The organism is Mucilaginibacter rubeus (genome assembly GCF_003286415.2).
In the GTDB taxonomy this organism is placed as follows: domain Bacteria; phylum Bacteroidota; class Bacteroidia; order Sphingobacteriales; family Sphingobacteriaceae; genus Mucilaginibacter; species Mucilaginibacter rubeus_A.
The window spans coordinates 1,828,510-1,843,659 of record NZ_CP043450.1; the positions used below are offsets into that span (position 1 = coordinate 1,828,510).

At 43.0% G+C, this 15,150-nt stretch carries 9 protein-coding genes; 3 read left to right on the forward strand and 6 right to left on the reverse strand.

The features are described from left to right. The first annotated feature begins 68 nt into the window (after positions 1-68). Both DEO27_RS07475 and priA read left to right on the forward strand, forming a co-directional pair. Complete coding sequence (locus tag DEO27_RS07475; RefSeq protein ID WP_112571607.1) at positions 69-458, forward strand: DUF423 domain-containing protein; 390 nt, start codon at positions 69-71, stop codon at positions 456-458. Between the two features lie 5 nt (positions 459-463). Then, positions 464-2,953 carry a primosomal protein N' gene (gene priA, locus DEO27_RS07480; protein WP_112571605.1) on the forward strand — a complete coding sequence of 830 codons (2,490 nt, stop codon included), beginning with the start codon at positions 464-466 and terminating at the stop codon, positions 2,951-2,953. Positions 2,954-3,078: 125 nt separating this feature from the next. Here priA and DEO27_RS07485 read toward each other — a convergent pair whose 3' ends face one another. The 6 genes from DEO27_RS07485 to argB all read right to left on the reverse strand — a co-directional run bounded on the left by DEO27_RS07485 (position 3,079) and on the right by argB (position 13,615). Beyond that, entirely contained in the window at positions 3,079-5,889 is a 2,811-nt protein-coding gene (locus tag DEO27_RS07485; RefSeq protein ID WP_112571603.1) for a prolyl oligopeptidase family serine peptidase, read from the reverse strand. Positions 5,890-6,006: 117 nt separating this feature from the next. Continuing rightward, on the reverse strand, positions 6,007-8,928 hold the full coding sequence (locus DEO27_RS07490; protein WP_112571601.1) for a DUF6493 family protein: 2,922 nt from the start codon (positions 8,926-8,928) through the stop codon (positions 6,007-6,009). A 12-nt stretch (positions 8,929-8,940) separates the two neighbouring features. After that, complete coding sequence (locus DEO27_RS07495; RefSeq protein ID WP_112571599.1) at positions 8,941-10,281, reverse strand: SWIM zinc finger family protein; 1,341 nt, start codon at positions 10,279-10,281, stop codon at positions 8,941-8,943. A gap of 100 nt (positions 10,282-10,381) precedes the next feature. Beyond that, entirely contained in the window at positions 10,382-11,758 is a 1,377-nt protein-coding gene (locus DEO27_RS07500) for an aspartate kinase (RefSeq protein WP_112571597.1), read from the reverse strand. 196 nt (positions 11,759-11,954) lie between these two features. Then, a complete protein-coding gene (gene proC, locus DEO27_RS07505; protein WP_112571595.1) occupies positions 11,955-12,773 on the reverse strand; it encodes a pyrroline-5-carboxylate reductase in 819 nt (272 codons plus the stop codon). Then, complete coding sequence (gene argB / locus DEO27_RS07510) at positions 12,770-13,615, reverse strand: acetylglutamate kinase (protein WP_112571593.1); 846 nt, start codon at positions 13,613-13,615, stop codon at positions 12,770-12,772. Before argB ends, proC begins: the two co-directional genes overlap by 4 nt. Positions 13,616-13,819: 204 nt before the next feature. On the opposite strand from argB, the gene DEO27_RS07515 reads away from it, so the two are divergent. After that, entirely contained in the window at positions 13,820-15,118 is a 1,299-nt protein-coding gene (locus tag DEO27_RS07515) for an NAD(P)/FAD-dependent oxidoreductase (RefSeq protein WP_112571591.1), read from the forward strand. The last annotated feature ends 32 nt before the right edge of the window (positions 15,119-15,150 follow it).

The window sequence follows — 15,150 nt, forward strand, 5'->3', positions numbered from 1 at the left end:
ATATAGAATTTTACCCCACGGCGTTAAAGTAATACTTTCAATTGGTTAACTTAGCTTTTTATATCTGCATGAACAAACAAATAATTATTACTGCTTCGTTTTTGGGTATGCTGGCCGTTATAACCGGCGCTTTTGGTGCACACGGATTAAAAGCTGTTTTAACACCGTCACAACTTGAGGTTTGGCATACTGCGGTTCAATACAATTTTTACCATGTATTTGCATTGCTGTTTCTGGCTGCGTTTGCAGGTAAAAGGGATGGCGGTTTAATATCTGCAGCGCATTACCTTTTTACTTTTGGTATCATTCTGTTTTCGGGCTCATTATACCTGCTTTCCTGCCGTGATTTGTTAGGCTGGAACTGGCTGGTATACATGGGGCCAATTACACCTATTGGCGGTTTATTGTTCATTTTAGGCTGGCTTATGTTGGCGCTGGCTGCTATCCGCAACAAATAATAAACATGTTAGAGCTTGCCGAAATTGAACATACCGATCGTGAAACACTTTTTGCTGAAGTGATTTTGCCCCTGGCTATTTTAAAAAACTACACTTACCGGGTTCCGTACGATCAAAACAATGCTATTGCCATAGGCAAAAGGGTGGTGGTACAGTTTGGTAAAAGCAAGCTTTATACAGCTATTGTTAAGGAAATAGGCAAACTCGCCCCGGAAAAGTATGAGGCCAAGTATATCATCGAAATACTGGACGATCGCCCGGTTGTAACCCCTAAACAGCTTGAGTTTTGGCAATGGCTGGCAGATTATTACATGTGTAATATAGGGGAGGTTATGAACGCGGCATTGCCGGCTGCTTTGAAATTGGCCAGCGAAACCCGTATAGTACTCAACCGCGAGTATGAGATAGATAAGGCCACACTTCACGATAAAGAGTTTTTGATTGTTGAGGCGCTTGAAATTCAGCCCGAGCTTACCATTAGTGATATCACTAAACTGTTGGGACAAAAAACTGTAATGCCGATATTGAAGCTGATGTTTGAGAAAAACATCATCAATATATCAGAAGAAGTAAGTGAGCGTTACAAACCCCGCAGGCGTACTTTCATTACGCTTAACCCTGTTTATAGTAACCAGGACAATTTACGTGAGTTGTTCCCGATACTGGAAAAACGTGCGCCTAAACAGGCCGATGCTTTACTGGCTTATATCAAGCTATCCCGTCATCAGAAAAACGTAACCAAAAGCGAACTCATTGAAGAAAGCGGGGCAGGGGAATCGAGCATTAAATCGCTTATAGAAAAGGAAATATTTTTATCGGAAGATAGAAGTGTCAGTCGTCTGCATTTTGAAGAAGAGGACGAAGCAGGTGACAGCTTTGAATTAAGCGAGCAACAAACCGCTGTGCTGCAAAGTATCCGTGAGCAGTTCGAAGAAAAAGATGTTACGCTATTGCATGGTGTAACGTCATCCGGCAAAACACAATTATATGTAAGGCTGATAGAGGAGATGATCCATAATGGTAAGCAGGTGCTTTACCTGTTACCGGAAATAGCACTCACAACCCATATTATTGAGCGATTACGGATGTATTTTGGTGTCGATATAGGTGTGTATCATTCGCGCTTTAATGATAATGAGCGGGTAGAGGTTTGGCAGAAAGTATTAAGCGGCGAATATAAAATTGTACTTGGCGCACGTTCATCGGTATTTTTGCCTTTTGCAGATCTGGGTTTGATCATTGTTGATGAGGAACACGAAACCTCTTACAAACAATTTGATCCTGCACCACGATACAACGCACGTGATGCGGCTATCTTTTTAGCTAATATGCACCAGGGTAAAGTGCTTTTGGGGTCGGCAACACCATCGTTTGAAAGCTATTACAATGCGCGTACACATAAATATGGTTTTGCCGAACTAACAGAGCGTTTTGGCGGTGTTGAACTTCCTGATGTTCAGGTGGTAAGCATTGCGCAGGAAACCAAGCAAAAAACCATCCAATCGCACTTTACCAGTGTATTGATGGAGGGTATAAAACAGGCGCTTGAAAATAAGGAGCAGGTAATTCTGTTCCAAAATCGGCGCGGGTATGCACCCATCCTGATGTGTAAAGTTTGTGCCTATACACCAAAATGTATCAATTGCGATGTAAGCCTTACCTACCATAAAAGCAGTGGCAAGCTGCATTGTCATTATTGCGGATATAAGGAAGATACGCCATCTATTTGTCCGGCCTGCGGATCTACCCATTTGGAGTATAAAGGATTCGGTACCGAAAAAATTGAAGATGAGCTTAGCGTTTTATTACCCGAAGCCCGGATTGCCCGTATGGATCTGGACACTACCCGCTCAAGAAACTCCCTGCAAACCATCCTCAATGATCTGGAAGAAAAAAAGATAGATATATTGGTGGGTACGCAAATGGTAGCCAAGGGGCTCGACTTTTCGGACGTAACACTCATCGGCATCGTCAATGCCGATAGTTTGTTGAAGTTTCCCGACTATCGGGCTAATGAACGTGGGTTCCAGTTGCTTGCGCAAGTAAGTGGCAGAGCAGGCCGGCGTGGTAAGCAAGGCAAGGTAGTGGTACAAACCTATGATATTTACCACCGGGTGTTGAAGCAGGTAATTGATAATGACTATACCGATCTGTATTTTACGGAAATGGAAGAGCGGAAAAACTTTAAGTATCCGCCGTTCTATCGCATCATTAATCTTGATATCAAACATAAAAACCCGGATGTGCTTTATAACCAGGCCGAGTATTTAGGTGCACGCCTCCGTGAACACTTTGGCGAACGTGTGATAGGGCCGGAGCAACCACTTATCAGCAGGATCCGCAATTACTACATTAAAAGCATTATGCTTAAGTTTGAGAAAGATGGTATCTCTATCGTAAAAGCGAAATCTGTTTTACGGGATATAATCACCCAGTATTATACTACCAAACTCAGCACCGGAAGCATTGTACAACCCGATGTTGATCCGTATTGAAGCGTTTAATCGGAATTGTAAAAAATACGTCATTGCGAGGTGCGAAGCAATCGCACATAAGCATGGCCGCCATGTATAGTTCGCGATTGCTTCGTACCTCGCAATGACGTGTAGGAGAGTTGTAATTATTTTTCCAACTCCAATCCCCAGTCTTTTCCTTTATCCACTGCTGGAACACCTTTGTCCATCCAAACAGGTAACGGCGCACCTTTTAAAAAGTGATCGAAAAATTGCTGCTCACGTATTGTGATATCTTTTTTATTTTGGCGCAGAACAAGGTTGTGAGCTTCGCCATTATACTGCAGCAGCCAAACAGGTTTACCTAACCGGCGCAGGGCTGTAAACATTTCAATGCCCTGATACCAGGGCACGGCTCCATCAGCATCGTTACTCATGATCATTACCGGCGTTTTAACTTTAGGTAACTGAAACAGGGGCGAGTTTTCGATATATAACTCCGGCTTTTCCCAAAGTGTAGCACCTATGCGACTTTGCGATTTTTCATATTGGAATTGCCTGTTCAGTCCCGATTCCCACCTGATGCCGCCATAGGCCGAAGTCATGTTGGCTACCGGTGCGCCTGCCCATGCAGCCGCATACATATTGGTTTGCGTAATGAGATAGGCTACCTGGTAACCACCCCAACTCTGGCCCTGAATGCCAATATGTGCTCCATCAACCCAACTATTTTTCTTCAACGCCTCAACCCCCGAATTGATAAAATCAACCGCTGAAGCACCCGGGTGACCGGTTTGATAGCTGATATCAGGTGCGAAAACCAGGTAACCATTGCTCACAAAGAAGGAAATAGGCAAACGGGATGGCGTAGGGGCCGGAGCTATATAATTGAAAAGCCCGTCCGAAAGTTTTTCATAAAAATAAACAACCATCGGGTACTTTTTAGTCGGATCAAAATCTTCAGGTTTATATAATATTCCGTTTGATTGATAGCCTTTTGGTGTAGTCCATTTAACAAGTTCGGCAGTACCCCAATTGTACTCGTTTTGTTGCGGGTTAATGCTGCTTAGTTTGATTTCCCTCTTCAGATCGGATGATACATAGAGGTCCGGCGACTGCTTATAGTTTGCCTTGGTATAGATATATACTTCGGAATTTTTTGCTTTCAACAGGTTATCATAACTCATCGGGGCCATGCCAGCTTTTTCAGGCTGGTTATTAGCCTCCGGGTATTTCCAGAAATACCCCCACTGCTTGGTTTCTTCGTTCTGTGTCAAAAGCCACATCGGTGCTTTTACCGGGATGAATTTTTGCTCGGGATCGGTTTGATCGTACCTGATGATGAACTTGTTTTTGCGACCGATACCTTTGGTGAAGTTAAACGCGTCGCCTGTTGCCGGATCAAAGCGCCAGATATCATATCTGTCATAAATAAACACAGCCTTATCTCCAGCCAGCCACCCCGCTAATCCATAAGCCGAAGCGTAGCCTGGTACGTCATTTAGCTCGTCGCCCATTTTAGTGCCTGTCGCTTTGCTCAGGTTTATTTTTTGCCCCGTCGCAATGGTATAGCAATACCAGGCCTGATCTTTAACATCAAACCAAAGCACATAATTGCCATGAGGAGAGATATAGTAACGGCCCATAGATGTATTAACGAGCCTATGATTACCACTTTTGGTATCAATTAAAATAGCCTGTTGTTTGGTGCTGCCTTCCCACTGCGCAGATACACGGGCGCCGGTATCGGTGACACCTAAAACATAACGGGCATCCTTATTTTCGGCGGTTAATATTTCGGGAATGGCCTTGCTGCCTAACTGAACAGTTTTGCTGCCGGTTTCTTCGGGTTTAATCACTGCCAGATAGCTTCGTTTTAATTCAGTTTGCAGGTTTTTAAGCTGCTGGGGCTGTAAATAGTCGTCTTTGTAGTTCCAGATATCAAGTTTGGCCACTTCAAAATCAACAAGGGTTGTATCGGCAGGTTTAGGAATAGGGGCGGTGCCAAAGAAAAGGTTATTGCCACTTTTACTGAAACTTACCTTACCATCGCCGCTTACCGCCCAATTGTTGGGTATACCGGCAAACCCGGCGGCCGCAATAACATCCGCGCTATCTTTTGTTGTATTATAATAATAAAGCTTGAAAGGTTTCACTAAGGCCTTTTCCGGGTTCTTTTCAGCAGTAAAAGCTATTTGCCTGCCGGCATCGTCAATGCTGATGTTATGGTAATTGCCACGGCCGGTACTCAGTCTTTTGACTGTGTTTTTTTCTGAGTCGAACAGATACAGGCCGGATGTAATTTCTTTTTGTTTGGCTGCTGCTGTAACGGCAAAGGCTATCCATTTGCCGTTTTTGCTTACCTGGTATTCGGTAACATATTTAAAGCTGCGTTCGGTGCCTGTTTTTAGTTTTCTAACCGTAAGGTCTGCACCTTCATGGGTAGGTGGGGCTACGGTTGCTGCTACCGCTTTCTTTGATGTATCGCCGGTTGCTGCTTTCCTGAGTGTATCGGCTGTTGCCAGATAGGCGATAACGGGTGCATCCTCCGCTACTTTAAATGAACGGATAGCCGGCACTTTAGTAACAGCTGAAGATCCCAACGCAACTATGCCTAAGGTATCTTTTGGGAAATCGGCCTGCTTTTTTTTCTTGATTTTGGCCTGCCTGGTATCCTTGTAAAATGGGCGGATCAGGCATACGGCAAATTTCGAATCGCTGGTTAGTTTAACTGTGTCAGCGCGTGGTATCGTTAGTGTCCCTGTATTTTTAGCTGTTTTGATGATAAGCTCGGCATCCCCCTGTTGTGGTTTTATTACATAGCCTATCCATTTACCATCATTACTGATACGCTGACCGGCTATACTTTGCCATCCATCAAAAACACTATGGTCTAAGGGCTTTTTGCTTGTCTTTTGGGCAAAACCATGAAAGCCAAGAGCCAATAACAGGCTGGTTGAAAGTAAAAGTTTCCGCATACAGGATAGATGTCAAACCTAAATATGCTTAAAACTTATGGTTAAAAGAAATTAACCATGGTAAAGTTACAATTGATGTTGGATAGCTATGTGTGGTATTATGCGTTGGGAGGTTTGCTAAATAATCTTTTTGTTACCCGAAAAGCCTTGTTTAAGGCGCTCAACAACTGACGTTAAACCGGTGGCTGATTGTGCCCATATATCTAAAGTGTTTAATACCGCCGGATTGTTGACTGATTGTTTATTCGCGGCCAATACTTCTACATAAATGTCGAGTAGTTTTTTTGAATTGGTTAAAGGTTTTTCGGCCATGTTACCAACACAGGCCGCGAGTAATTTTTCCAGCTCAACGTCATGGGCGGACGAAATATGAAGCATGCCGGAAAGAATAAGGTCTGTAAAACGCTTAAGTGGTGCAAGCCCGTTCTGTTCGTGTTTACCGATTATTTCCCCCAACTGCTGGCTATCTATGGTTTTCTCACGAACTCCTTTTATCCACAATTCGGCTGCATATAACCGAACGGTTTTATCGTTAAGCAGCATACATGTTGCAATAAACAAATGCCCCATCAAACCATATACATAATTTAAGGTCATTAAAGTTTCGAGGCTGCTGATAACCAGCCGCTTTTCATTTTCTCCTGCTAAATCAAAATAGCGAAATGCTTCTTTGTTAATATAGGCAAGCCAATGCTCGGGCCAGTTTGGATTCAGGTATATAAATCGTTTGATATCATTGTGTTCGGCAGAGAGGTGTTTGTATTTCAATTCCAGAAAGTCAAAATAACCTTCGTCATCCGCAATCGGGGTTTTATTGCCGGTGAGTTTACCCCACAAGCTTTTGATGCCAGAAATGGCAGGGCTTACACCTGTTTTATCAATAGACACGGTTACGGTGCTCCGGGTAGCAGGTACTTTTTCATACACTCGTTTTTGATAGTTATATTGTTCTTGTTCGTAATGCTCGATATAAGATGACCACGAAAAGTTGGCTAAAAGGTATGCCTGATTCCACTTACTGTACTGTAACCATTGATGTGCATCATCGCGTCGGTGTGTTAATGCGGCTGCAAGCCAAACTGGTTTAAGCTGATATGTAGGTTTGGGCTGATGCTCTTCGCCTAATATAAATCCTATCAGGTCACGTGCTTCTCCTTGTAAAAGCGCGTTTGCAAGTGAAAGTGCATCAGTATGTTTATCAAAAAAACAACGCATTACAGCTGCCTGGTAATCCATCATCCCCGGTCTTGTCCTTTGGTTTTGATATATGCTGATCCTGCGGATTAACTCTTCAATTGAAACAAGACAAGGCTCATGGGTTGGCGTTGAGAGCAAGGGAACTTGAACTTTATGCTCCAGGATCCATAAAGCATTAAGCAAAACATACTTATGTGGTTTGTAGCCCTTTGAATGGGTAAACACATCCCATGCCTTAATCCCGCTGTCAAACCACTTTGTATCCCGGTTCTTTTCTTTTAATTTATCACGATGCGCGTTGTGAAGCTCCTTGATTGAGCGTGCAGCAGCGGGATGAAATTCAATAAGTAGTAAACCATAGCTTGTGAGGAATTTGGCAAGCATATTATCCAGGTAGCCCCTGGTGCTCACCCAATCATCAGTAATGGTTTTAAATGCTCGTTGAAAGGCCGGCAGCAATTTCCTGATATTCTCTTCGCTCATTTGATCCTGAAATTGAAGAAGCGCCGCAGGTAAAAGATCAAAATGATAAGCCTCATTTTGATCAAACGCCTGGCTGGCCAGGTACACAAGCTCATCAAAGTTTTGCGGGAAGGCTATAGGCTGCCGGTATGCAGGTTCAGTTATTTCAATGAAATTGGCGGCTTCATCATCGGCCGGTTCCTCTGGCATCAGAAAAGGTTCGAGGATAGTTTTAGCCTCAAACAACAGGCCTTGCTGATAAGCGGAAACCGCTTCCCAAACCTCTAACGAAGAGCTATCGGCATATTTTGAAATAAGCTTTGCGGTACGTACCTGCAATTTATCATCCTGGTGAAGGAGTGCCTGGCTTGCCAGTATGCTTATTTCGTTTCGTTTATCCGTATGTTTTTTGGCCAGTTTTTCCAAAATCATCAAGGTATTGGTTACCGTTGTTTTTGATTCGGAAGAGAGCACCAATGGACAGTGCTCAAAAAATGCGATCTCATCAAATCCGTCGTCGCCGGCTATATCTTTAAAATACTTTAATGCTGCATTTATCGGCTTGGAATGTGGTGAGTTAAATGTATTTAACAAATGCAGCTGCAAATCAATTAGCTCCGACTTTGTAGGTTCGAGTTGAATGAGCAGGTCTACAAACCAGCCACACAGGCTTTGATTAAAGTTGCGATTAATGGCAGCGGCAGTGGCGTTTAATATTTCGTTACGCGGTAAAAGTCCCTTCCCTATAAAATCAAGTATGGTTTTTATCCAGAACTGCTCGTTTCCATCAGACCAATGAATCTCGTTACTATATTCAAACAGGTACCAGATGTGCTTTTGCAAAGTGACTGGCTGTTCAAGAAGTACTTGCGGTTCGTAATTTTTTCCTGTTTGAAGAGGACTAAAAATAGCACGCGGTAAAAGCCGGGCAATCATCTGAGCCGATTCTGTAATATATCCACCATCTACCAATTCCATATACCATGTATAGTCGATAAAATGCGGGATAAAATCCGTATCGCCAAAACGGTTGATATAATCGCTGAACCAGCTGGGGCAGTACCAGGGTAATATGGAATCAAGTACCTTCTTTTTGATCACGCTACCCGAGTTTGTCTTCTCAAAATCTTTTCGATTATAAACTACAAAATGTGTAACGCTCAGTATATGGCGTTGAAGATCGGTAGAAAGATATCCATACTCTTCGCCGGTTATTGTTTTTCGTATTGGCCCGAATTTAAAATGTTCGGCATCGAGCTTCTTAAGTTCGGGAACAAATTTCTTTTTATCAGCGTCGGTCAATGATTGCAGTAAGGGGAGAAGGTCTTGCTCTCGTTCTTTTTTTAAAAGTTTTACGTATTGCTCTACAAAGTCGCTCATAGCCGTATGTACTTATTTAGCCAATAATTTTTTTACAGCCAGGATATGTTTGCAAATACCACGCTCGCCCTGGTTTTTACTGAACCACATGCAGGTACAACGTTCTTCGTCGTTCTCTAATAATACCATGTGGTGTACGCCGCTTCCTTCCACTTCGGCTTCTACCCGGTTGCCGGTGTTTGATTTGATGAGCACTTTGCCTTCGGCAATTAACTTTTCGGCATCTTTTAAGCGTGGGTTTAAAGTTAGGATGCGACTGGTTTTAAATGGCAAACGACGATAAAAGAAATTGTTCTCATCCAAATCGAAGCCTAATAAACCTATAGCAGAGAGACGGCCTGTTAAGTTCTCCACCTTTTTTATGTCGAGCCCTTCATTTACAGCAAGCAGGGTAGGGTTAAATTCCTGGTTGGCATAGCTATAGCTGTCCATGAGCTCGATCCAGTTTTGAGGCACATCTTCTATCAGCGATTCTAAGGCGGCACCCTCACCTGAAAATCCGCGCCAACTATCTCTGGATATAGATAAACTGAACCGTACCGGGCCAATATAAACCTGCCATGTGGTTGATTGCTGGTCTTTATGAACGAAGACCTGTAACTGATCGGCAATAAGCAATAGCGGTTCAATAAGTTTTAAGCGATGAACACCGCCAACGATTACAGCATTACCCGCCTGCACCGGCGAAAATACCGGCTTCCCGCTCCGCACCAATAAATAGTAATCTGATTTGGGTTTCCCTGTCGGGATACTTTTAAATAATTGTATGGCCTGCAGCCGGTTGAATTTGTAAGCCGGTTCAGATTCTGATAAAAACACCTGTACACTGGTTAAACCCTTGATCCATTTGGTTGGCAGTGGGACTTTTCGTTCAATCACTTTGCCCTCCTCGCGGTGCAATGCTACTTCTTTCTTGCCTATGGATAGCAATACCTCCTCATTTTTCCGGACGCTACTTAGCGCGGATAGCATCGGTTGATTAAAATCAACATTGGTGGTACCGTTTTCCAGAAATTCTCCGTCGTGTCCGTCGCCTAATACATCAACCCGGGCATAAACACCCGCACAATGGGAAAAACCTTCAAACCTGATCTTTTCATTGCCCGCTGTTACAATCGGGTCTTTCAGCATCATCAAATCGTAGGGAGATAAGCTAAAGTTTGATTTAACTACGTTTGATAAGGTGAGGAGGCAGCGGGAAACAACATAAGGATCGGTTAGTTTACCCCAGAAAAAGCAGGAGGCATCTTTTTTCTGAACTTCGCTGTATTGCGCCAGAAAAAGCTCGTCGCTGTTGTTTACCTTGCTTAATGACGAAAGTTGGTTGTATTGGTATGTTAAGGTATCGGACATGGAGATAGTTTAGGATGCAATCGCTAAATTAAAAAAATAAAGGTTAGCTGCCATAGCAACTAACCTTCGTCTTTTACCTTTATTCTTCCGCCTTAAAAACTTAGCACATTGCTTTGTTTAAAGCGCGGATAGCTTCGTTAAAATCTTCGCGGGCTACTAAAAACTGGATGTTTACCATTCTTAATGCAAAGCCGCCGCTTTTGATATTGATGCCTTTTTGAGCAAGAGCTGTAGCTGCCTTGGCCAGCAAGCCAGGCTGATCCATGTTGGAACCTATCAGGCAAACCATAGCCATTTTTTCGACGGTTACTTTTTCATAATTATCTTCCAGTTCGCTGATCAATTTTTTATTGAGGTCTTTTTCCCATATCACAATAGAAATGCTATTGGCACTGGTAGCTTTAAAGCTGTAGCTAACGCCAAACTTGTAAAACAACTGCATGATGTGGAAATCGGTACCTACGTTGCCAACCATTGAAGGGTCGTAAATATCAATCATTACTACCTTTTCGGTACCGGTAATAACTTCCACACGTTTTTTATCGCAAATGTATTCGCGGGTTATCAATGTTCCGGGGTGCTCTGGCTGGAAGGTGTTTTTGATCCTCAGGTCGATGTCGTTTATTTCCAGCGGTTTTGAAGCCTTAGGGTGAATAGCTTCCATGCCTACATCGGCCAGCTGATCGGCAACGTCATAGTTGGTGTTACCAACCGGGAAACAGTTTTCAACGCCAACCAATTGAGGGTCGGCAGTACAAAGGTGGTACTCCTTGTGAATGATAGCTTCCTGTGGTTCTACTGCAACGGCAATTTTGCTGAAAGTAACCTCAGAGTAGCCACGGTCAAATTCGCGCATAATGCCCTCGGTACCTTTAGCATAGCCGGTAACAATGGTGATGGTTTTTGTAAAATCGATATGGGTAAGGTCTTTTTTTATACGCTGATCGATGGTTAACGCGCGATGATCATGAAATCCGCTCAGGTCAACTAAAGTCGCGTTAATACCCATATTTTGCAGGATATTGGTAAAGTTAAAAGCCGAGTGACTTTCGCCTATCGAAGCCAGGATTTCACGGGCCGCCTGCAATATACCTTCCTTGCCTACATAACCGGATGCCAATATATTGGCCAGGTTTTCAAGGTAAGTTTGCGCGTCCTTAATTCTTGTTTCAATGTACTTATCAGCTTCGGCTATGTTCAGGCCAAGGCTTTCATAAGTTTTATTGATCTGCTTTAAACGGGTAATAAGTTGTTTTAGCGGTGTATGGAAATCCTTGTAGTTGGCAAGCTTGTGATATACACCCGGAGCGCCTGTCTTTTTGTTTTCGAGCAGGAGGTTAGTTACTCCCGAGAATGCTGATACTACAAATATGCGGTTGTAAAGCTGGTCGCCGCTGCGTTCAAACAGGATAATGTTTTTGATCACATCACCCAAAGCGGTCATAGATGTACCGCCAATTTTTTCTACTGTTAACATTTTATATTGAAAAGATCAACAGCCAAATACCATAACTATACCAAAGTGTTGTAGCTATTTATAATTAATTGAATGTAAATAGCTTGTATCTGAACTGCTTTTTTAAAAATAACTCATTTTGATAAGCCCTATCAAAACGATCGAAATATAATGATTAAAAAGCTTTAAGCCGTTGGCCGCAGGCTTTCCACTTAAATTAACTATCCTTTTTATATAGGTCGCCGGCTTTTTCGGCAGACAGGCGGATCCCTTTGATCATGGCCGAGCTGAAGCCATGGTGTTCCATCTCGTTGAGGCCCGCAATGGTACAACCGCTTGGGGAAGTTACCTTATCAATTTCCTGTTCAGGGTGCGATGCAAGTTGTAATAGCAGGTCCGCTGCTCCTTTAGCGGTTTGTGCCGCCATTTTTAGCGCATCATGGGCATGAAAGCCGATCTCCGTTCCGCCTTGTGAAGCAGCGCGGATAGACCTCAGGAAGAACGCGATACCGCAAGCGCAAAGAGCAGTGGCGGATGTCATCAACTCCTCGTTGATTTGTATGGTAACACCTACCGTATCAAAAAGCGATTTGGCCAGGTTGATATTTTTGTTTGTGCCGGTATCGGTAGCGATACAGGTCATGGAATGGCCGATAGCAATGGCTGTATTAGGCATAGCACGAACTATCTGTACGTTAAGGTCAAGATGCTGGCGAATATCGGCGCAGCTAACGCCGGAGATAACAGATATCAATAATTGTTTATCCGGTTTTAACGATGGCTTGATTTCATCTAATAGTTTATTGAGTTGCTGCGGTAATACAGCCAGTACAATAATATCAGCCTTACGTACGGCACGCAGGTTGTTATCTGACACAAGGTATCCCTGGTCGGCATATTGAGACAGCGCGGCTACGTTACGGCGGGTCAACGATATTTGCTGAGGTTTACAAATCCCCGATTTAACTAAACCTTTGGCTAATGACAGGCCTATATTACCGGAGCCTAATATTGAAATGTGCTGTTGTGAGTTCATGCGTTTTTAGTTAAACGTGTTCCAAATGGTTTGTTATCCTTCAATTGACCAAGATCATCTGATTTGCCGATAATTACCGCTTTTACACCGCAAGCAATCGCGGTAAAAGCATTATCAAGTTTAGGCAGCATTCCGCTATGTATTATCTTTTCCACTTTTAAATCCTCATAATGCTGAGGGTTAATTTCCCTTATCAACGATTCTTCGTCATTAATATCTTTTAACACACCTTTTTTCTCAAAACAGTATATCAGTGTGGTGTCATACAATCCCGATAACGATACCGCCAGGGCCGAAGCTATGGTATCAGCGTTGGTGTTTAGCAATTGCCCTTCACCATCGTGGGTTATGGCGCAAAAAACAGGGGTAAAGCCTGCTTCCAGCAAGCGACTAATGTTTTCGGGATTGATAGAGTCTTTAACAATATCGCCCACAAAGCCATAGTCTATTGTTTTTACCGGTCGTTTAACTGCTTTAATAAAGTTACCATCGGCACCGGTTAAGCCTATGGCATTATTGCCGAAGCGTTGCAGTTGCGCTACTATATTTTTATTGATGAGGCCGCCATAAACCATGGTAACCACCCTTAATGTTTCGATATCGGTGATGCGCCTGCCATCAACCATTTTAGATTCGATACCTAAATCTTCGGCCATTTGCGTGGCCACTTTTCCACCTCCGTGTACCAGGATTTTGAGGCCATCAAGGGCTTCAAAGTCCTTTAAAAAATGATACAGGTTTTCGGAGTTATCGATGACGTTTCCACCTATTTTGATTATATAAAGGCTCTTATTTGATGATAATTTGCCCGTTTTGATATGATCTGTATCAATTTTATTCATTCCAGCTGTCAATGTAACTCTTTTAGTGCCAAATTTCCACTTTTTTGAGCAGAAAGTTGTTAAAATTACGAAAATATAGTGTGTTTTTTCAAAAAGTGATTTAAAAATGAATGATTGAATTTGCGGTTTAAGTTTACAATTTGATTATGAAAGATTTAGTATTATTGGAAAACTTTAAGGCATCATCCTTGCTTATATCTATCTATGGAGCAAAAAAAGAATACCAGGCCACGGGTGGCAATTATTGGGGGAGGATTTGGAGGGATACAATTAGCTAAAAAATTAAAAAACGCGCCTGTTGATGTGCTGATGATCGACAAGCACAATTATCACACCTTCCAGCCCTTATTGTACCAGGTTGCAGGAGGCTCCATAGCTGCAGACTCAATCGGTTTCCCTTTAAGGCGGATTTTTACCAGGCAAAATAATTTCCGCTTCGCGCTTGCTGAGGTAAAAAAGATCAATCCCGAAAGTAATACACTCGATACCGATATCGGTACTATTTATTACGATTACCTGGCTATTGCTACCGGCTCAAATACCAACTTTTTCGGCAACAAAGAGATAGAACATTTTGCAATGCCGATGAAGAATATCCCGGAGGCTTTAAACTTAAGGAGCCTGATCCTTCAAAATCTTGAAACCTCACTGGTATCTAAAGATCCCGAAGAAAAAGCTGCCTTGATGACTTTTGTTGTTGTTGGCGGAGGCCCAACCGGTGTGGAATTATCTGGAGCACTTGCTGAAATGCGCGAGTTGATACTCATGAAAGATTATCATGGCTTACGCAAACACAGCATGAGGGTTTATCTTGTTGAAGGCAAAGCCGAATTACTCGCTTCCTTTTCGGTTGGTGCAAGGGCAAAAGCTAAAAAGTTTTTGGAAGACATGGATGTAACCATTTACAATAGCGCGCATGTGCAAAGTTATAATGGCTACGAACTCAAGATAGATAATGGTACATCGCTTTTGACCCGTAATGTACTTTGGGCTGCAGGGGTAAAGGGCGAGGTGCCGGAGGGGATTTCTGCTGATAATATAGCGCGGGGAAATCGAATCCTGGTTGACGAGTTTAACAAGGTAAAGGGCTACGAAAATATTTATGCCATAGGCGATGTTGCCGCTATGATCAGTGATGAATATCCAAACGGACATCCCGGTGTAGCACCGGTAGCTATTCAGCAGGGGCAAAACCTTGGAGAAAATGTTTACCGCATGTTTGAGCGTCAGCCGCTGAAGCCTTTCAAATATCGCGATAAAGGTTCATTGGCAACTATTGGCCGGAATAAAGCTGTGGCTGATTTAGGAAAAATTCATTTCCAGGGATTTTTTGCCTGGCTGGTATGGGGTTTTGTGCACATTATGTCGCTTGCAGGCTTCACCAATAAGGGGATCATATTTTTTAGCTGGGCCATTAACTATTTCACCAAAAACAGCGATAACCGACTGATTGTGCGCTTTTTTGACAACGAAACCCGGATGACCGATCCTGAATCAAGATAGTTACAAACAATAGTCCTTTTAAATCCTTACTT

Excerpts from the sequence above, each read along its gene's own strand:
- DEO27_RS07475 (WP_112571607.1), top strand. The coding sequence starts at position 69 with ATGAACAAACAAATAATTATTACTGCTTCGTTTTTGGGTATGCTGGCC.
- priA (WP_112571605.1), top strand. The coding sequence starts at position 464 with ATGTTAGAGCTTGCCGAAATTGAACATACCGATCGTGAAACACTTTTT.
- DEO27_RS07485 (WP_112571603.1), bottom strand. The coding sequence starts at position 5,889 with ATGCGGAAACTTTTACTTTCAACCAGCCTGTTATTGGCTCTTGGCTTT.
- DEO27_RS07490 (WP_112571601.1), bottom strand. The coding sequence starts at position 8,928 with ATGAGCGACTTTGTAGAGCAATACGTAAAACTTTTAAAAAAAGAACGA.
- DEO27_RS07495 (WP_112571599.1), bottom strand. The coding sequence starts at position 10,281 with ATGTCCGATACCTTAACATACCAATACAACCAACTTTCGTCATTAAGC.
- DEO27_RS07500 (WP_112571597.1), bottom strand. The coding sequence starts at position 11,758 with ATGTTAACAGTAGAAAAAATTGGCGGTACATCTATGACCGCTTTGGGT.
- proC (WP_112571595.1), bottom strand. The coding sequence starts at position 12,773 with ATGAACTCACAACAGCACATTTCAATATTAGGCTCCGGTAATATAGGC.
- argB (WP_112571593.1), bottom strand. The coding sequence starts at position 13,615 with ATGAATAAAATTGATACAGATCATATCAAAACGGGCAAATTATCATCA.
- DEO27_RS07515 (WP_112571591.1), top strand. The coding sequence starts at position 13,820 with ATGGAGCAAAAAAAGAATACCAGGCCACGGGTGGCAATTATTGGGGGA.